This window comes from Embleya hyalina (genome assembly GCF_003967355.1).
GTDB lineage: Bacteria > Actinomycetota > Actinomycetes > Streptomycetales > Streptomycetaceae > Embleya > Embleya hyalina.
In genome coordinates this window covers 222,687-240,775 of record NZ_BIFH01000020.1, presented here as the reverse complement: position 1 = coordinate 240,775, position 18,089 = coordinate 222,687, and the positions used below count along the sequence as shown (strand labels likewise).

The following is an 18,089-nucleotide window of genomic DNA, read 5'->3' as shown; positions in this document are numbered from 1 at the left end:
ACACTGGAGACCTCTCCCACTCCAGTTTGGACAAACCGACATGCCGCCCACCCTCGCCTCCCTGGTCCGCGCACCCGCCCTCGACCTGCGCGTGCTCGCGGGCAAGGGCGGCCTGGAGCGTGAGGTGCGGTGGGTGCACACCAGTGAACTGGCCGACCCCACGCCCTACCTGGAGGGCGGCGAACTGCTGCTCACCACCGGGATGAAGCTCGGCCGCACCAACGCCGAACGGCGCGCCTACGTCGAGCGGCTGGCCGCGGCCGAGGTGGCGGGCCTGGGCATCGGCGTGGGCCTGACCCTGGAGCGGGTGCCCGCGGTGATCGTCGAGACGGCCGAGAGCCACGGCTTCCCGGTGTTCGAGGTGCCCCGGCCGACCCCGTTCATCGCGATCAGCAAGGTGGTCTCCTCGGCGCTCGCGGCCGAGCAGTACGAGACGGTCACCACCGGATTCGCGGTGCAGCAGGAACTGACCCGGGCCGCCGCCGGGCGCGAGGGCGCCGCGACGCTGATCCGCCGCCTCGCGGGCCGGCTCGACGGCTGGGCCGCGCTCTACGACGCGGACGGCACGCTGCGCCAGGTGGCGCCGGCGGCCGCCCGCCCGCGTACCGAGGCGCTGCGCGCCGACATCGACAAGCTGCGCCGGATGCCGGCCCCGTCCTCCGCGTCCCTCCAGGAGGACGAGGGCGACGGGCGGGTGGTGGTGCAGTCGCTGGGCGCCGAGCGACGGATCAGCGGTTTCCTGGCGGTGGGCACCCACCGGCCCGCGCGTACCGCCGACCGGCAGACCCTGGGCACCGCCGCGTCGCTGTTGACCCTGGCCCTGGAGCAGTCCCGGGCGGGCGCGGACGCCGGGGCCCGGATGCGGACCGCGCTGCTGCGCCTGCTGCTCACGGGGGAGCGGGCGACGCCCGCCGAACTGGCCCACGACATCGCGGCCGACCTGCCGCCGGGGCCGTGGCGGATGGTGGTGGCCACCGGCCCGGACGCGGCGGTGGCCGCGTTCGCGGAGCGGCTGTGCGCGCGGGCGGTCCGGGCCGGCACCCCCGCGCTCACCGGCGAACTGGCCGGCGCGACGGTGCTGGTGTTGCCGGAGTCGGTCGAGCCGGTCGAGCCGGTCGACCTGCCGGGGCTGGTCGCGGGCGTGTCCGGTCCGGTCGAGCCGGACCGGGCGGGCGACGGCTATCGGCAGGCGCTGGGCGCGCACGCGGTGGGCCTGCGCTCGGAGAAGGCGCTGACCGTGCACGGCCGGGACGCGGGCGGGCTGCTGCCGCTCCTGGACGGCGACGCGGTGCACGCGTGGGCCGATCAGGTGCTCGCGCCGCTGCGCGCGCACGACGCGGGCGGTCGGGGCGACCTGATCGTCTCGCTGCGCGCGTGGCTGGCCCGGCACGGGCAGTGGGACGCGGCGGCGGGCGATCTGGGCGTGCACCGCCACACGCTGCGCTATCGCATCCGCCGGGTCGAGGAGATCCTCGGCCGCACCCTGGACGATCCGGACACCCGCGCGGAACTGTGGTTCGCGCTGCGCGACACGACCGGCACCGCCGAGGACAAGTCGTAGCGTCGGCGGGCCGGGATTGGCCGGCATGGACAAAAACCCGTACGCCCGATCGACGTACCGTGGACGACACCGGGATCATCGGCGCCCGTTGACGGAGAAGGAGCAGCAGTGACCACCACCCACGCGTTCTGGCTGGCGGGCCGCCAGGCCACCGGCGAGACGACCTTCGACGTCACCAACTCGTACGACGGCCGGCTGGTCGGCCGGGTTTCCGAGCCCACCGACGCGCAGATCGAGGAGGCCGTCGCCGCCGCGCACGCGAGCGCACACGAGTTCGCCGCGCTGCCCGCGTACCGCCGCGCCGGGGCCCTGGACCACGTCGCCAAGCGGCTCGCCGAGCGCGCCGAGGAGATCGCCCGGCTGATCACCGCCGAGAACGGCAAGCCGATCAAGTGGGCGCGTGGCGAGGTCGGCCGCGCGGTATCGGTGTTCCGCTGGGCCGCCGAGGAGGCCCGCCGGTTCAACGGCGAGGGCATGCGCCTGGACACCGACGCGGGCGGCACCGGTCGCTACGCGCTGGTGCGCCGGATCCCCAAGGGCGTGGTGCTCGGGATCTCGCCGTTCAACTTCCCGCTCAACCTGGTCGCGCACAAGGTCGCCCCCGCGATCGCGGTCGGCGCGCCGATCATCCTCAAGCCGGCTCCGGCCACCCCGCTGTCCGCGCTGATCCTGGGCGAGATCCTGGCCGAGACCGACCTGCCGGCCGGCACCTGGAGCGTGCTGCCGGTGCCCAACGACCGGATGCCGGCGCTGGTCCGGGACGAGCGGCTGCCCGTCATCTCGTTCACCGGCTCGGGCCCGGTGGGCTGGAGCATCATGGACTCGGTCCCGCGCAAGCACGTGACCCTGGAACTGGGCGGCAACGCCGCGGCCGTGGTGCTGGCCGACTGGTCCTCCGAGGCCGACCTGGAGTGGGCCGCGCAGCGGATCGCCACCTTCTCCAACTACCAGGGCGGCCAGTCCTGCATCTCGGTGCAGCGGGTGATCGCCGACACGAGCGTGTACGACCGCCTGGTCGAGAAGGTCGTCGCCAAGGTCGCCGCGCAGGTCACCGGCGACCCGGAGGACGACGCGGTCGACGTCGGCCCGCTGGTCAGCGTGGCCGCCGCCGAGCGGGTGCAGGCGTGGGTCGACGAGGCCGTACAGGCCGGCGCCAAGGTGCTCACCGGCGGCACCCGGGACGGGGCCGCCTACGCGCCCACCGTGCTCAGCGAGGTCCCGGCCGGCGTCACCATCGCCTGCGAGGAGGTCTTCGGCCCGGTGCTCACGCTGACCCGGGTCGACGGCACCGACGCCGCCTTCGCCGCGGTCAACGACTCCGAGTTCGGCCTCCAGGCCGGCGTGTTCACGCACGACATCCAGAGCGCCTTCCGGGCCCAGCGCGAACTGGAGGTGGGCGGCGTGATCATCGGCGACGCCCCGTCCTACCGCGCCGACCAGATGCCGTACGGCGGCGCCAAGAACTCCGGCGTCGGCCGCGAGGGCGTCACCTACGCGATGACCGACTTCACCTACGAGCGCGTGATGGTCCTCACCGGCCTCGACCTGTAGGCCCCACCGACGAAGGGCCCGGCCACCTGGGGTGGTGCCGCCGGGCCCTTTCGCGTGTCCGGGAACGATGCGGCGCGTGTCCGGGAACGATGCGGCGCGTGTCCGGGAACGATGCGGCGCGCGCCCCGGAACCACGCGGCGCGCGCTCGGGATCGACGCGGCGCATGTCTTGACGTCGGCGGTGGCATAGCTCTGGACAAAACCCCGTTACCCGGCATTCAGTGGACGTGCACGGGCAGGTAACACCGGCCGGTAACAACGTCGGTTCCGCTGCGAGTCCGCGAGGAGTCCGCCATGCCCCCTGTCAGCGAACGCGAAGCGCGCAAGGTCGCCGAGGAAGCACGACAGCAGGACTGGGACAAGCCCAGTTTCGCGAAGGAGTTGTTCCTCGGCCGGTTTCGGCTCGACCTGGTCCACCCGCACCCCGAGGCGGACGCGGAGGAGATCCGTCGGGGGGAGGACTTCCTCGCGGTGCTGCGCGAGTTCCTGACCACCCGGGTGGACCCCGCCGTGATCGAGCGCGACGCGCGGATTCCCGACGAGGTGATCAAGGGCCTCGCCGAGATCGGCGCGCTCGGGATGAAGGTCGACACCGAGTACGGCGGCCTCGGCCTGAGCCAGCTGTACTACAACAAGGCGCTGGTCCTGGTCGGTTCGGTCAACGCCGCGCTCGGCGCGCTGCTGTCCGCGCACCAGTCGATCGGGGTGCCGCAGCCGGTCAAGCTGTTCGGCACCGACGACCAGAAGCGCGAGTTCCTGCCGCGCTGCGTGCGCGAGGTCAGCGCGTTCCTGCTCACCGAGCCCGACGTCGGCTCCGACCCGGCCCGACTGGCCACCGCCGCGGTGCCCACCGAGGACGGCGACGCGTACATCCTCGACGGGGTGAAGTTGTGGACCACCAACGGTGTGGTCGCCGGACTCCTGGTGGTGATGGCCCGGGTGCCCAAGGCCGAGGGCCGGCGCGGCGGGATCACCGCGTTCGTCGTGGACGCCGACAGCCCCGGGATCACCGTGGAGAACCGCAACGCCTTCATGGGCCTGCGCGGCATCGAGAACGGCGTCACCCGCTTCCACCGGGTCCGGGTACCCGCGGCGAACCGGATCGGCGCCGAGGGCGCGGGCCTGAAGATCGCGCTGACCACGCTCAACACCGGTCGGCTCTCGCTGCCCGCGATGTGCGTCGGCGCCGCCAAGTGGTCGCTGAAGGTGGCCCGCGAATGGGCGGGCGAGCGCGAGCAGTGGGGCCGCCCGATCGCCGCACACGAGGCGGTCGCGGGCAAGATCGCCTACATCGCGGCCAACGCCTTCGCGCTGGAGGCGGTCCTGGAGTTGACCGCGCGGATGGCCGACGAGGACCGGCGCGACATCCGGATCGAGGCGGCGCTGGCGAAGCTGTACTCCTCCGAGGTGGGCTGGCTGGTCAGCGACGAACTGGTGCAGATCCGCGGCGGGCGCGGCTACGAGACCGCCGCCTCGCTGCGCGCCCGCGGCGAACGCGGGGTGCCGGCCGAGCAGATGTTGCGCGACATGCGGATCAACCGGATCTTCGAGGGCTCCACCGAGATCATGCACCTGCTCATCGCCCGCGAGGCGGTGGACGCCCACCTGGCCGTGGCCGGCGACATCATCGACCCCGACGCGGATCTCAAGGCCAAGGGCAAGGCCGCCGCCGACGCGGGTGTCTTCTACGCCAAATGGCTGCCCAAACTGGTCGCCGGCAAGGGGCAGGTGCCGACGTCCTACCGCGAGTTCGCCCCCGTCGGGGCGCCGAGCCTGGCCGCGCACCTGCGCTTCGTCGAGCGCACCTCGCGCCGACTGGCCCGCTCGACCTTCTACGGCATGGCCCGCTGGCAGGGCGCGATGGAGCGCAAGCAGGGCTTCCTCGGCCGGATCGTCGACATCGGCGCCGAGCTGTTCGCGATGAGCGCGGTGTGCGTGCGGGCCGACATGCTGCGCCGCCGCGACGCCGAGCAGGGCCTGGCCGCGTACGAGCTCGCCGACCTGTTCTGCCGGCAGGCGCAGGTCCGGGTGGACGAGCTGTTCGGCCGGTTGTGGACCAACACCGACACGCTGGACGTGCGAGCCGTCGAGGGCGTACTGGCGGGCCGCTACCTGTGGCTGGAGGCGGGTGTGCTCGACGTCTCCACCGAGGGCCCCTGGATCGCCGACGCGACGCCCGGCCCGTCCAAGGTGGAGAACGTGCACCGACCCGTCGGTTGAGCGATGCGCGGGGGCCGGCGGGCGGGTACCGCGGCCCCCGCGCGCCGACCCGCGCCGTCCGGGACGGTCGCCGTGGGCAATCGGCCGACCTGTGCTCGGCGCCCCGTCGGCGCGGGCCACAATGGACGGATGGACTCCCTGGCCGATCCGTACGTGCCCTTCGCCGCCCCCGACCAGCCGCCCACCCGACGGGACGTCGTCCTGCTCGGCTCCACCGGGTCGATCGGCACCCAGACGATCGACGTGGTGCGCGCCCACCCCGAGCTGTTCCGCATCGTCGGCCTGTCCGCCGGCGGCGGCCGGGTCGACGAACTGGCCCGGCAGGCACTCGAACTCGGCGTCGAGGTGGTCGCGGTGGCCAAGGCGTCCGCCGCGCAGGACCTGCAACTGGCCTTCTACGCCGAGGCGCAGCGCCGCGGCTACGCCAAGGGTCGGTACCGGCTGCCGCGCATCCTGGCCGGCCCCACCGCCGCCACCGAGCTCGCCGAACACCCGTGCGACGTGGTGCTCAACGGCATCACCGGCTCGATCGGCCTGGCCCCCACGCTGGCCGCGCTGACCGCCGGCCGCACCCTCGCGCTGGCCAACAAGGAGTCGCTGATCGTCGGCGGCCCGCTGGTCAAGGCGATCGCCAAGCCCGGCCAGATCGTCCCGGTCGACTCCGAGCACTCCGCGCTGATCCAGGCGCTGCGCGGCGGCCGGGCCGATCAGGTCAGGCGGCTCGTGGTCACCGCCAGCGGCGGCCCGTTCCGCGGTCGTACCCGCGCCGACCTGGTCGACGTCACCCCCGCGCAGGCCGCGGCGCACCCGACCTGGGACATGGGCCCGGTGATCACGATCAACTCGGCGACCCTGGTCAACAAGGGGCTGGAGGTGATCGAGGCGCACCTGCTCTACGACATCCCCTTCGACCGGATCGACGTGGTGGTCCACCCGCAGTCGATCGTGCACTCGATGGTGGAGTTCACCGACGGCTCGACGCTGGCCCAGGCGTCCCCGCCCGACATGCGGCTGCCGATCGCGCTCGGCCTGTCCTGGCCCGACCGGGTGCCAGACGCGGCGGCCGGCTGCGACTGGACCCGGGCGGCCACGTGGGAGTTCTTCCCGCTCGACAACGAGGCCTTCCCGGCGGTCGAGCTGGCCTGCACCGCGGGCCGTGCCGGGGGCACCGCGCCCGCGGTGTTCAACGCGGCCAACGAGGAGTGTGTGGACGCGTTCGTCGCGGGACACCTGGGGTTCAACGGCATCACCGACACGGTCGCCGCCGTGGTGAGCGAGCATGATGTACGTGGGGACGGCAACCGGTTGACACTGGAGGACGTCCTCGACGCGGAGGACTGGGCGCGCCGACGGGCACGCGAGATCATCGCCCACGGAGGAGAACCCCGTTGACCCTGTTCATGACGATCCTCGGCATCGTCGTCTTTGTCGTGGGCCTGCTGTTCTCCATCGCCTGGCACGAGGCGGGTCACCTGGTCACGGGCAAGATGTTCGGTGTCCGAGTGCCGCAGTACATGGTCGGCTTCGGCAGGACGTTGTGGTCGAAGAAGATCGGTGAGACCGAGTACGGCCTCAAGGCGATCCCGGCCGGTGGCTACTGTCGGCTGATCGGGATGTTCCCGCCCGACGCGTCGGGCAAGGTCCAGGCCCGCAGCACCTCGCCGTGGCGCAGCATGATCGAGGACGCCCGGGAGGCGTCCTACGAGGAGGTCGGTCCCGGCGACGAGGACCGGATGTTCTACCAGCGCAAGCCCTGGCAGCGCACGATCATCATGCTCGCGGGCCCGTTCATGAACCTGATCCTGGCCATCGGACTGCTCGCGGTGTACCTGATGGGCTTCGGGATCAACAAGACCACCTCGACGGTGAGCACCGTCTCCGAGTGTGTGGTCAGCGCCGACGCGAAGACCGACAAGTGCCCTCCGGGCGCCAAGCCGGCCCCCGGCAAGGCGGCGGGTCTGCTGCCGGGCGACCGCATCGTGGCGTTCAACGGGCAAAAGATCGGCGACTACGAAAAGCTCCAGGGCCTGATCCGCAAGTCGTCCGGCGAGGTCACCCTCGTGGTCGACCGCAAGGGGCAGAAGATCACCCTCAAGCCGGTGCTCGAACAGAACACGATGATCAAGATAGACGGCGACGGGCGGGCCGTGCCCGGCCAGTACGTCACCACCGGCTTCCTGGGCATCAGCCCCGCGACCGGGATCCAGCGCCAGAGCGCCGCCGAGTCCGTGGAATTCACGGGTGACATCGTCAAGAACGCCTTCCACGGCCTGCTGCGCATCCCGCAGAAGGTCCCCGCCCTGTGGGGCGCGGCCTTCCAGGGCGACGAGCGCGACCAGGACTCCCCGGTCGGCGTGGTCGGCGCGGCCCGGGTCGGCGGCGAGGTCGCCGCGCTGGACGTACCCCCGTCCCAGCGGGTCGGCCTGATGATCTTCATCATCGCGGGCTTCAACGTGTCGCTGTTCCTGTTCAACATGCTGCCGCTGCTCCCGCTCGACGGCGGCCACGTCGTCGGCGCGTGGTGGGAGTCGATCCGTCGCCGGATCGCGAGCCTGCGCAAGCGGCCGGACCCGGGCCCGTTCGACGTGGCCAGGCTGATGCCGGTCGCCTACGTCGTGGCCTCGATCTTCATCGCCTTCACCGTCCTGGTGCTGATCGCCGACCTGATCAACCCCGTGAAAGTGACCTAGCAGGGGCCTGTCCCGGCCGCGAGAACGCGCCCGTGTCCCGGCCGGCCGGCCCACCGTGTGTCGATCAGGCAACAGGTGGGACGGCACAGGGGTACGGGCGCGTCCGTCCCGGTGGACGGTGGCGTAGCGTTGACGACGACCTACCCCGCCGAACCCACGGGACTCAAGCGAACATGACCGCGATCCAGCTCGGAATGCCGTCCGTACCGGCTCGGCCCCTCACGCCGCGCCGCAAGTCACGGCAGATCATGGTCGGCAACGTGGCCGTCGGCGGAGACGCCCCGGTGTCGGTGCAGTCCATGACCACCACCCTGACCTCCGACGTCAACGCCACGCTTCAGCAGATCGCCGAGCTGACCGCGTCCGGCTGTCAGATCGTCCGGGTCGCGGTCCCCTCGCAGGACGACGCCGACGCGCTGCCCGCGATCGCGCGCAAGTCGCAGATCCCGGTGATCGCGGACATCCACTTCCAGCCGAAGTACGTCTTCGCCGCGATCGACGCCGGTTGTGCCGCGGTGCGGGTGAACCCGGGCAACATCAAGCAGTTCGACGACAAGATCGCCGAGATCGCCAAGGCGGCCTCCGCGGCCGGCACGCCGATCCGGATCGGCGTCAACGCCGGATCGCTGGACAAGCGACTCCTCGCCAAGCACGGCAGGGCCACCCCCGAGGCGCTGGTGGAGTCCGCGCTGTGGGAGTGCTCGCTGTTCGAGGAGCACGACTTCCGCGACATCAAGATCTCGGTCAAGCACAACGACCCGGTCGTGATGATCGAGGCCTACCGGCTGCTCGCCGAGCGCTGCGAATACCCGCTGCACCTGGGCGTCACCGAGGCCGGGCCCGCCTTCCAGGGCACGATCAAGTCCTCGGTCGCGTTCGGCGCGCTGCTGTCGCAGGGCATCGGCGACACCATCCGGGTCTCCCTCTCCGCCCCGCCGGTCGAGGAGATCAAGGTCGGCAACCAGATCCTGGAGTCGCTCGGACTGCGGCAGCGCGGCCTGGAGATCGTCTCCTGCCCGTCCTGCGGCCGGGCCCAGGTCGACGTGTACAAGCTCGCCGAGGAGGTCACCGCGGGCCTGGACGGGCTCAAGGTGCCGCTGCGGGTGGCGGTCATGGGCTGCGTCGTCAACGGTCCGGGCGAGGCCCGCGAGGCGGACCTGGGCGTGGCGTCCGGCAACGGCAAGGGGCAGATCTTCGTCAAGGGCGAGGTGATCAAGACCGTGCCCGAGTCGAAGATCGTCGAGACGCTGATCGACGAGGCGCTCAAGCTGGCCGAGCAGATGCAGGCCGACGGTGTGATCAGCGGCGAGCCGATCGTCGACATCGCCTGAGTCGGCGGCGGGCGGGGTTGCCGGGCGCGGATGCCGACCGGCGCCCGATCCGGTCGTTTTCACGCTTGTTCGACCGGGTCCGGTCGGGCTGGTCCCGATCCACCCCGATCCACCCCCGTTCGAGCCCGACCGGATCAAATCGGCTCGCCCACGCGAGTGACATATCGTTGATGCGCCCCGACCCCAGGTAATCGACCCCGATCATCGAGTCACATGATCGGGGCGTCGCCCCCGGGGGAGGGGCGTCGCGCGTGGGACGCATCGTCGTGGCCGTAGCGGCCGTCGCCGCCATGATCGCGGGCACCGCCGCGGGACCCGCGAGTGGTCCCGACGCGGCGCACCCGGCCGTCGGGAGCACGCCCGGCGTCGTGTGGGGCGGCTGCCCCGACGACGTCGCCGAACCCGGACCGCGCTGCGGCACGCCGGCCGTCCCGGTCGACCACGCGCGCCCCGACGGGCCCGCCACGACGCTGGGTCCGTCGCTCGCGGCGGCCACCGGCGGCGCGGCCCGGCGCGGCACGATCGTGGTCAACCCCGGCGGACCGGGCGGCGGCGGGATGTGGTTGGCCGGGCTCGTTCGGCGCGCCCTGCCCGAACGGGTGCGGCAGAGCTACGACATCGTCGGCGTCGACCGCCGCGGCGACCCGATCTCGTGCGTCGACGCGAGCTTCGACCGGGTGCCAAGGCCCGACCCCGTGCCCGCCACGGCGCGGGACGAGGAACGGCTGGTCGAGCGCGCCCGCACCCATGCCCGCGGCCGCGCCGAGCGTGCCGGCGACCTCCTCCCGCACCCGGGCACCCTGGAGAACGCCCGCGACCCGGACCTGGTCCGCGCCGCGCTCGGCCGGTCGAAACTCTCCTTCATCGGCTGGTCCTACGGCCCCTGTCTCGGCGCGGTCCACGGGCAGTCGTTCCCCGAGCGGGTCGACCGGATGATCCCGGACAACATCGTCGACCCGCGCCCCGACCAGGTCTGGTACGGCTCCAACCTGCGTCAGGACATCGCCTTCCAGGGCCGCCGGCGCGACTTCCTCGACGCCTCCGGCGCCGACCCGGACCCGATCCTCACGCGCGTGCTCGCCGCCGCCCGCACCCGTGCCCTCGCCGACGCGGTCGGCCCGGCCGAGCTCTACGACCTCGCCGCCCGAACCCTGTACAACTCGCGGACCCGGCCCGACTTCGCCGCACGCGCCGTGGACGCCTCCGCCCCGCTCACCGCCTGGTCCGATACCTGGCCGAACGCGCCCTGTGCGCTCCGGCCGGTGCCGGCCCGGACCCCGACGCGCATCGACGGCCACGACCTGCCGCCGGTGCCCCTCATCCAGGGCACCCGTGATCCGGCGACCCCGCCCGCCGGGGCGAACGCGCCGCACGACGCGCTGCCCTCCTCGCACCTGATCACCGTGCTCGGCGAAGGCGACCACGGGATCCTCGCGTTCCAGCCCGACGACTGCGTCCCGGCCGCCGCCGCGGCCTACCCGACCGACGGCACGCTTTCGGCGGGCCGCGACACCACCTGTGAGGCATCGTGACCCGCGCCGTCCGCGCCCTCCTGGCCGGCGCGCTCACCGCCGCCGCGCTCACCGCCGCCCCCGCGCCGGCCCGCGCGGGCACCGAGCCGATCACGTGGGGCGCCTGCCCGACGGGCACCGCGCCGGGCGAACGCTGTGGCAGCATCGGCGCGCCGCTCGACCACACCCGCCCCGACGGCGCCCGGATCCGAGTCGGCGTCTCCCGGGTGCCGGCCACCGGGAGCCGGGCCGAATACCAGGGCGTCCTGGTGGTCAACTTCGGCGGCCCCGGCGCCTCCTCCGTCGGCTCGATGGCCGCGCTGGCCGGCGGCCTGCCCGAGCGGCTGCGCCGGGCCTACGACCTGATCGGCTTCGACCTGCGCGGGCGCGGCACCAGCACGCGGGTCGTCTGCACCGACCCGGTCACCTTCGGCCGAGGGCCCAGGCCCGATCCGGCCGTGCCCGCCGGTCGCGCCGCGCACCTGGCCGCGACCCGCGCGTTCGCCGACGGCTGCCGGACCTCCGCGCCCGACCTGCTGCCGCACCTCACCACCCGCGACATCGCCCGCGATCTCGACCTGGTCCGGGCCGCGTTCGGCGCGGAGCGGCTGAGCATCCTGGGCTACTCGTACGGAAGCTACCTGGGCGCGGTGTACGGACAACTGTTCCCGCGGCGGGTGCACCGGATGCTCCTGGACAGCGTGGTGGACCCGACCGAGGTCTGGTACGGGACCGGCTTCCTCCAGGCCCGCGCCTTCTCCGCACGTCAGCGCGACTGGGCGGGCTGGGCCGCGGACCGCGACGACCGCTACCACCTGGGCACGAGCGCGGCCCGGGTGCTGGCGACGTGGGACGTGCTGCGCGCCCGGCTCGTGGCGGAGCCCGCCGACGGCGTCTTCGGCGGCGTCGAACTCGACCAGTTCACCATCGGCCGGCTCTACACCGACCGGGACTGGCCCAGGTTGGCCGGCGCGCTCGCCGACTACGCCTCCGGTGACCCGGCGGCGCTGGTCGCGGCCCGGCGGGAGGCGACCGGCGAGGAGGTCAACTTCGAGTCGGTGTTCCAGACCGTCTCCTGCGCGGACGCCCCCTTCCCGGCCGACGAGCGGGTCTTCGACGCGGACATGGTCCGGCTCCGGGCCCGCTACGGCGCGCTCGGCGCGGCGATCGCCTCGCCGGGGGCGTGCCTGTACCTGCAGACCAACACCGCGCCGCCGACCCGGATCGACGGGGCCGGCCTGCCCGGTGTGCTGCTGATCCAGTCCGTCGGCGACCCGGCCACGCCCTACGAGGGCGCGCTGCGCATGCACGACGCGCTGCCCTCCTCGCGGCTGTTGACCGTGCGCGGCAACGGCAACCACGGGCACTACCTCGTCGACGGCCCGTGCGTGGACGACCGGGCCACCGGGTACCTCGTCGACGGGACCCTGCCCGCGAACGACATCGAGTGCGACGCCGCCGCGCCGGAGGCGCCCGTGACGCGCCGGCCGGGGGTGCCGAGGCTGCCGCGCTGACCCGCCCGCCGATCCCCCTGCCTCCCGGGCGGCACATACGGCCTGGACCTGCATAGGGTGGTGCCGCAACAACCGGCATTTCCCCAAGGTCCGCCCGATGGCATGGTGAGGCACGTGCTGAGCTCGGTTTCCACCAAGGTCCTGGACGGGACCGACCTGTCCGCCGTCCAGGCGCTGCTCGACCGCGACCCGGTCACCAACGTCTTCGTCGCGTCCCGGGTCCGGCTCGCCGGTGTCGATCCGTGGCGCCTGGGCGGCGAGCTGTGGGGCTACTACGAGGGCGGCCTGCTCACCTCGCTGTGCTACGCGGGGGCGAACCTGGTCCCGGTCGAGGCCGGGCCCGACGCGATACGCTCCTTCGCCGAACGTGCCCGGCGCCAGGGGCGGCGCTGTTCGTCGATCGTCGGCCCCGCCGAGGCGGCGGCCGGTCTGTGGCGGCTGCTCGAACCCGCCTGGGGACCCGCCCGCGACGTGCGCCCGGTGCAGCCGCTGATGGTCGCCGGCCGGCCCTCCGCCGAGGTGCCCGCGGATCCGCTGGTGCGCCGGGTGCGGCCGGACGAGCTGGATCTGGTGATGCCCGCGTGCGTGTCGATGTTCACCGAGGAGGTCGGCGTCTCGCCCCTGATCGGCGACGGTGGCACGCTGTATCGCGCACGGGTGTCCGAACTCATCGCCGGCGGCCGTGCGTTCGCCCGGATCGAGGACGGCAGGGTGGTGTTCAAGGCGGAGATCGGCGCGGTCACCCGACACGCGTGCCAGATCCAGGGTGTGTGGGTGGCCCCGGAGCGGCGCGGCGAGGGGCTGTCCGAGATCGGCATGGCGGCGGTGCTGCGGCACGCGCTCGCCGAGGTCGCGCCCGTGGCCAGCCTGTACGTGAACAGCTACAACGGCCCCGCCCGCGCGGCCTATCGGCGGGTCGGCTTCGCCGAGACCGGCGCCTTCATGAGCGTGTTGTTCTGATGCGGCACGAGCGTGTTGTCCCGACGCGCCGCCGCCGTCTCGTCCCGATGGAGTGCGTGTGCTGATGGAGTGGACGTGCCGGGTCGTCGACCTCGCCGCGTACGCGGACGAGGCGGTCGAGGTACAGGCCCACGCGTTCGGGCTCGCCGACGACGAGATCGCGATCCGGCAGCGGATAATGCGCCGCCACGCGACCTTCGCCGGGGTGCGCTCGCTCGGCGCGTTCGACGGCGCCGGTCGCCTGGTCGGCTTCGGCTACGGCTATCCGAACCTCACCGACCAGTGGTGGAGTCTGGTGATCGAGCCGCACCTGGCCCGGGAGGGCCATCGGGCCTGGCTGGACGAGTCGTTCGTGGTCGGCGAGTTGCACGTGCTGCCGCGCTGGCAGGGGCACGGCATCGGCCGCACCCTGATCGGCCTGCTGTGCCGCGGCCAGGACCGCTCGCACATCCTGCTCTCCGCGATCGACGAGCAGACCCCGGCGCGCCGGCTCTACCGCGGCCTGGGCTTCGTCGACCTGGCCCGCCCGGTGCTGTTCCCGGGCAACAACCGGCCCTACACCGTGATGGGCGCCATCCTGCCGTTCGCGTGACGCCGCCGCGCCCGATCCCGCCGTGCCGGACCGCACCGCCGCGCGCCGGTCGCGCGGGTGCGGCTCAGGACAGCCACTCCGCGACCGACAGCAGGTCCTCGCCCGCCGGATCGTCGACCGACAGGCACCACAGGCCCAGTGCCAGCGCCTGCACCAGGGCCCATCCGCGCACCCGCTCGGGGTCCAGGTCCAGCGCGTTCGCCAACCACGTCACCCGCCGCCGCACCAGCGCCTGCGGACGCGGCTCGGCGACCACCGTGGCCATCCGGTCCCGGACCAGCGGCCCCAGGTCGAAGGCCCGCTCGCCGAGCATCGGCCGCGGATCGATCGCCAGCCACTTCGCCCGAGTGCCCGCGAGCACGTTGCCGTGGTGGCAGTCGGTGTGCAGCACCACGACCTCCGGCTGCGACGCGGCCAGTTCGGCGCACAACGCCACCGCCTCGTCGACCAGCGCCTTCGGGCACGGTCCGGCCAGGTCCGCGTGGCGCCGCGGGATCGATTCGCCCCAGTGCCCGGCTCGCTCCGCGACCGGCTCGATCGGGCAGTCGGCGGGCGGGGCCACCCACAACCGGCGGACCACCTCCGCGGCCTCCAGCATCGCCCGATCCTCCGCCAACGAGCGCAGCGAGACGTCCGGTTGCAGCCGCTCCAGCAACAACGCGCCGCGCGCCGGATCCGCCTCCAGCAACCGCACCGCGCCGGCGCCGTCCCACAGCGCGAGCGCGGTCGGCTCGTGCGCGGTGTAGCGATCCACGAAGCCCAACTTGAGCGTGGCCGGCGTGTCGTCCGCCCGGCGGACCAGGAAGGTCAGGCTCAGCGCGCCGCCGGGAATGATCGGCCGCTCCACGGTCAGATCCCAGCGCGCCGCGTACTCCGCGACCGTGTCCGGCAGCCCCGCGAGCCATGCCCGCGCGGCCTCCTCGCCGCACCAGCGCAGCGCGGTCCGCGTCAGCCGTTCCGGTACCTCGACCCGATCGTTCACGTGCGGCCCCCCGCCGTCGCCGTTCCCGAACCACCTTCCTCGGGCAACCCCGGGAAGGGCGTACTCGCCCCCCGCCAGCGCACCCCCCACACCGCGGCCTCGCGCAACCAGCCCGCAGCCTCCGCCCGCAGCGGCGCCCCGGCCGCGGCCACCAGCGCGCCGAGACGCAGCGCCACCCCGTCCTCCAGGTACACCGCGAGCCGGGTCGCGTCCGCCGGCGTGGCCACCGGGAAGGGCACGGTGTACGCGGGCGCCGCCGGCGGCGCGGTCGCACCCCGGTCGGTGATCAGCCGGGTGATCGTGTCCCGCCGGGCCCGATGCGCGTCCAGCGCGGTCCGCGCCTGGGTCCGGGCGGCGCCGGTCAGCCGCCCGCCCGCGATGCCGTACCCGTAGACCGCCGCGTGTTCCGCGTCCAGCGCGTCGCGCAACGCCTTCACCTCGACGGCGGCGGTCCCCGACGGGGCCGGACGCGGCGTACTCACGATGTGCTCCGAAGCAGTTGGGCGTGTCCCGCCAGGCACGCCGAGGAGGCGGCCAGTCGGCGGGCGAGATCGGGGGAGACCCGGTCCAGGTCGACCAGTCGCTCGTCCGAGGCCTGCTGCGCCCGGTCGGCGATCGTGGTGGTCGCCGCGGCGAGGTCGTCGGGCGCGGCCCCGGGGGGCGGCGCGGGGTGTGTCGCGCGACCGGCGAACGCGGTCAGGTGTTGCCGCAACTCGACCGACAGCGGCCGGATCCGCTCGGCCAACGGGGCGTGTCGCGCGGCCACCGCGTCATAGTGCGCGAGCAATGCCCCGGTCGCCGCGTACGCCCGGTCGCGCGCCGCGTCGTCGGCCTTGCGCCGCCCCTGGTCCGAACCCCCGCCGTCGTCGCAACCGGCGACCGCGGCGGCGATCGTCGCCGCGGTCACGGCGCCGAGGACGGCCCGTCGCGTCGGCCCCGCGTCGCGCATGCGTCCCGCTCCTGAACCTCGTCCGTGATGTCCGTGCCGCCTCCGGCCGTGTCGGACGCTACCGCATGGCCGGGCCTGTGGAGCCCGCCGGACATCCGGCGGACAACCCGCGTACGCCGGGCGGACGTGCGCGAGATGGCTCCCGGACCGGATACTGTTGTCCTCCCCCGACCCGCCCTCCGGCGGTCGACGCACCTGAGACAACAGCACACGCAGCCGAGGAGTCACCCGGATGAGCACCACCACGTTGGACCGGCTGCGGGAGTTGCTGGAGCCGGTGGTATCGACCCTGGGCGTGGATCTCGAGGAAGTTTCCCTCACTCCCGCCGGCAAACGGCGCGTGCTGCGCGTGATGGTGGCCGCCGACGGCGGCGTCGACCTGGACAAGGTCGCCGAGGTCAGCCGCGCGGTCTCCGACGTGCTCGACCCGAGCGACGTGCTCGGCTCGCTGCCCTACCTGCTCGAAGTCACCACCCCCGGCGTGGACCGCCCGCTGACGCTGGAGCGGCACTGGCGCCGCGCGGCCGATCGACTGGTCCTGGTGCACCTGCACGACGGCGGCACGGTGACCGGCCGGATCGGCGCGAGCGACGCGGAGGGTGTGGAACTGGACGTCGACGGCACGCCGCGGCGGTTGACCTGGGACGAGGTGGCCAAGGCCGTCGTGCAGGTCGAGTTCAACCGCAAGAGCAAGGACTCGGCGGCGACCGCCGAGACCGAAGAGGACGACGAGGACGACGAGGACACCGGTGTCGAGCACGACACCGACGCGGACGACACCATGGACGAGGAGGCGTAGGACGTGGACATCGACATGAGCGCCCTGCGCGGGCTCGAGCGCGAAAAAGAGATCAAGTTCGACCTCCTGGTCGAGGCCATCGAGTCGGCCCTGTTGATCGCCTACCACCGCACCGAGGGCAGCCTGCCCAAGGCGCGTGTGGAACTGGACCGGGCAAGCGGTCACGTCACCGTATGGGCGACCGAGACCGACGAGGCCGGTCAGCGCGTGCGCGAGTTCGACGACACCCCGGACGACTTCGGCCGGATCGCGGCGACCACCGCCAAGCAGGTGATCCTGCAGCGGCTGCGCGACGCCGAGGAGGAGATCACGTTCGGCGAGTTCGCCGGCCGTGAGGGCGAGATCGTCGCCGGTGTGGTCCAGCAGGGCAAGGACAACCGCAACGTCCTGGTGGACCTGGGTCGCATCGAGGCGATCCTGCCGCCCCAGGAGCAGGTGCCGGGCGAGCGGTACGCGCACGGCATGCGCCTGCGCTGCTATGTCGTACAGGTGCGGCGTGGGCCCAAGGGGCCGTCCATCACGCTCTCGCGCACCCACCCCAACCTGGTGCGGAGGCTGTTCGCGCTGGAGGTCCCGGAGATCGCCGACGGCAGCGTCGAGATCGCCGCGATCGCCCGCGAGGCCGGCCACCGCTCCAAGATCGCCGTCTACTCCACGCGCGCCGGGCTCAACCCCAAGGGCGCGTGCATCGGGCCGATGGGCGCGCGTGTGCGTGCCGTGATGGCCGAGTTGAACGGCGAGAAGATCGACATCGTCGACTGGTCGGACGACCCCGCGCGGATGGTGGCCAACGCGCTGTCGCCGGCACGGGTGAGCAAGGTCGAGATCGTGGATCTCGCCGCGCGCTCCGCCCGGGTGACGGTGCCCGACTACCAGCTCTCGCTGGCGATCGGCAAGGAGGGACAGAATGCCCGACTTGCCGCGCGATTGACCGGATGGCGCATCGACATCCGGCCGGACACCGAGACCACCGATTCGGACGACCGGACACGGTCGACCGAACCAGGCCGCGGTGAGGAGCGGTAGACTTGAACATGTCTGGTCGCAGGCGTGCCCGAGCATGCCCTCGTACAAGGTCGGAGGAGCGGAAAATCACCGCTTCCCCGTGCCGAACGTGCGTAGGTTGTCGGCAGCGTGCGGCCAAGGCCGACCTATTGCGGGTCGTGGCGGTCGAGGGCGTTTGTGTCCCCGATCCCCGCGGCCGAATGCCCGGGCGGGGAGCGCATCTGCATCCCGATCCGGAGTGCCTGGCCCAGGCGGAGCGCCGCAAGGCGTTCGTTCGGGCTTTGCGCGTGCCGGGGCCGCTGGACTCGGCACCACTGCGTGCTTTTTTGAGCGGTGATGGGTTGTCAGAGGTCGGTCGGACAGGTCCAGCGAAGCGGTACCTCGCGAGTCGGAAGTAGGTCGAGATTGCGATGAGCACTCGATG

The 18,089-nt window shown here is 73.0% G+C and carries 16 protein-coding genes; 13 read left to right on the top strand and 3 right to left on the bottom strand.

The annotated features are described in order from the left end of the window. Nucleotides 1-40: 40 nt before the first annotated feature. The 10 genes from EMA17_RS20080 (at nucleotide 41) to EMA17_RS20035 (ending at nucleotide 13,930) form a co-directional block, all read left to right on the top strand. On the top strand, nucleotides 41-1,561 hold the full coding sequence (locus EMA17_RS20080; protein ID WP_126638444.1) for a PucR family transcriptional regulator: 1,521 nt from the start codon (nucleotides 41-43) through the stop codon (nucleotides 1,559-1,561). A 108-nt stretch (nucleotides 1,562-1,669) separates the two neighbouring features. Beyond that, nucleotides 1,670-3,112 carry an aldehyde dehydrogenase family protein gene (locus EMA17_RS20075; protein WP_126638443.1) on the top strand — a complete coding sequence of 481 codons (1,443 nt, stop codon included), beginning with the start codon at nucleotides 1,670-1,672 and terminating at the stop codon, nucleotides 3,110-3,112. A gap of 294 nt (nucleotides 3,113-3,406) precedes the next feature. Further along, nucleotides 3,407-5,332: an acyl-CoA dehydrogenase family protein gene (locus tag EMA17_RS20070; protein WP_126638442.1), complete on the top strand. Its 1,926-nt coding sequence runs from the start codon at nucleotides 3,407-3,409 to the stop codon at nucleotides 5,330-5,332. Nucleotides 5,333-5,461: 129 nt separating this feature from the next. Next, nucleotides 5,462-6,724: a 1-deoxy-D-xylulose-5-phosphate reductoisomerase gene (dxr, locus tag EMA17_RS20065; RefSeq protein WP_126638441.1), complete on the top strand. Its 1,263-nt coding sequence runs from the start codon at nucleotides 5,462-5,464 to the stop codon at nucleotides 6,722-6,724. Further along, nucleotides 6,721-8,022, top strand: a complete 1,302-nt coding sequence (locus EMA17_RS20060) for a M50 family metallopeptidase (RefSeq protein WP_126638440.1) — start codon at nucleotides 6,721-6,723, stop codon at nucleotides 8,020-8,022. The genes dxr and EMA17_RS20060 overlap by 4 nt, the downstream gene beginning before the upstream one ends. A gap of 173 nt (nucleotides 8,023-8,195) precedes the next feature. Continuing rightward, a complete protein-coding gene (ispG, locus tag EMA17_RS20055; RefSeq protein ID WP_126638439.1) occupies nucleotides 8,196-9,353 on the top strand; it encodes a flavodoxin-dependent (E)-4-hydroxy-3-methylbut-2-enyl-diphosphate synthase in 1,158 nt (385 codons plus the stop codon). 251 nt (nucleotides 9,354-9,604) lie between these two features. Continuing rightward, on the top strand, nucleotides 9,605-10,885 hold the full coding sequence (locus tag EMA17_RS20050) for an alpha/beta fold hydrolase (RefSeq protein ID WP_126638438.1): 1,281 nt from the start codon (nucleotides 9,605-9,607) through the stop codon (nucleotides 10,883-10,885). After that, nucleotides 10,882-12,378 (top strand): alpha/beta hydrolase, encoded by a 1,497-nt coding sequence (locus EMA17_RS20045; RefSeq protein WP_160161477.1) that lies wholly within the window; start codon nucleotides 10,882-10,884, stop codon nucleotides 12,376-12,378. The genes EMA17_RS20050 and EMA17_RS20045 overlap by 4 nt, the downstream gene beginning before the upstream one ends. Before the next feature lie 102 nt (nucleotides 12,379-12,480). Beyond that, complete coding sequence (locus EMA17_RS20040) at nucleotides 12,481-13,338, top strand: GNAT family N-acetyltransferase (RefSeq protein WP_371863021.1); 858 nt, start codon at nucleotides 12,481-12,483, stop codon at nucleotides 13,336-13,338. A 64-nt stretch (nucleotides 13,339-13,402) separates the two neighbouring features. Continuing rightward, entirely contained in the window at nucleotides 13,403-13,930 is a 528-nt protein-coding gene (locus tag EMA17_RS20035) for a GNAT family N-acetyltransferase (RefSeq protein ID WP_126638436.1), read from the top strand. Between the two features lie 64 nt (nucleotides 13,931-13,994). Here the strand turns inward: EMA17_RS20035 and EMA17_RS20030 are convergent, their stop codons facing one another. From EMA17_RS20030 to EMA17_RS20020, 3 genes are read right to left on the bottom strand one after another with little or no spacing between them, the layout of a single operon-like run. Beyond that, complete coding sequence (locus EMA17_RS20030) at nucleotides 13,995-14,912, bottom strand: aminoglycoside phosphotransferase family protein (protein WP_174861398.1); 918 nt, start codon at nucleotides 14,910-14,912, stop codon at nucleotides 13,995-13,997. After that, the gene (locus EMA17_RS20025; protein WP_126638435.1) at nucleotides 14,909-15,394 is read right to left on the bottom strand and encodes a ferritin-like domain-containing protein; all 486 of its coding nucleotides are present in this window, start codon (nucleotides 15,392-15,394) and stop codon (nucleotides 14,909-14,911) included. Before EMA17_RS20025 ends, EMA17_RS20030 begins: the two co-directional genes overlap by 4 nt. Then, on the bottom strand, nucleotides 15,391-15,861 hold the full coding sequence (locus tag EMA17_RS20020; RefSeq protein ID WP_126638434.1) for a hypothetical protein: 471 nt from the start codon (nucleotides 15,859-15,861) through the stop codon (nucleotides 15,391-15,393). The genes EMA17_RS20025 and EMA17_RS20020 overlap by 4 nt, the downstream gene beginning before the upstream one ends. 232 nt (nucleotides 15,862-16,093) lie before the next feature. Here EMA17_RS20020 and rimP point away from each other — a divergent pair, with 232 nt between their 5' ends. Genes rimP through EMA17_RS20005 form a run of 3 tightly spaced genes read left to right on the top strand, consistent with a single transcriptional unit; the run spans nucleotide 16,094 to nucleotide 18,063 of the window. Then, a complete protein-coding gene (gene rimP, locus EMA17_RS20015) occupies nucleotides 16,094-16,660 on the top strand; it encodes a ribosome maturation factor RimP (protein WP_126638433.1) in 567 nt (188 codons plus the stop codon). Between the two features lie 3 nt (nucleotides 16,661-16,663). Further along, nucleotides 16,664-17,686 carry a transcription termination factor NusA gene (gene nusA, locus EMA17_RS20010; RefSeq protein ID WP_078977439.1) on the top strand — a complete coding sequence of 341 codons (1,023 nt, stop codon included), beginning with the start codon at nucleotides 16,664-16,666 and terminating at the stop codon, nucleotides 17,684-17,686. A gap of 8 nt (nucleotides 17,687-17,694) precedes the next feature. Continuing rightward, on the top strand, nucleotides 17,695-18,063 hold the full coding sequence (locus EMA17_RS20005) for a YlxR family protein (RefSeq protein WP_126638556.1): 369 nt from the start codon (nucleotides 17,695-17,697) through the stop codon (nucleotides 18,061-18,063). The last annotated feature ends 26 nt before the right edge of the window (nucleotides 18,064-18,089 follow it).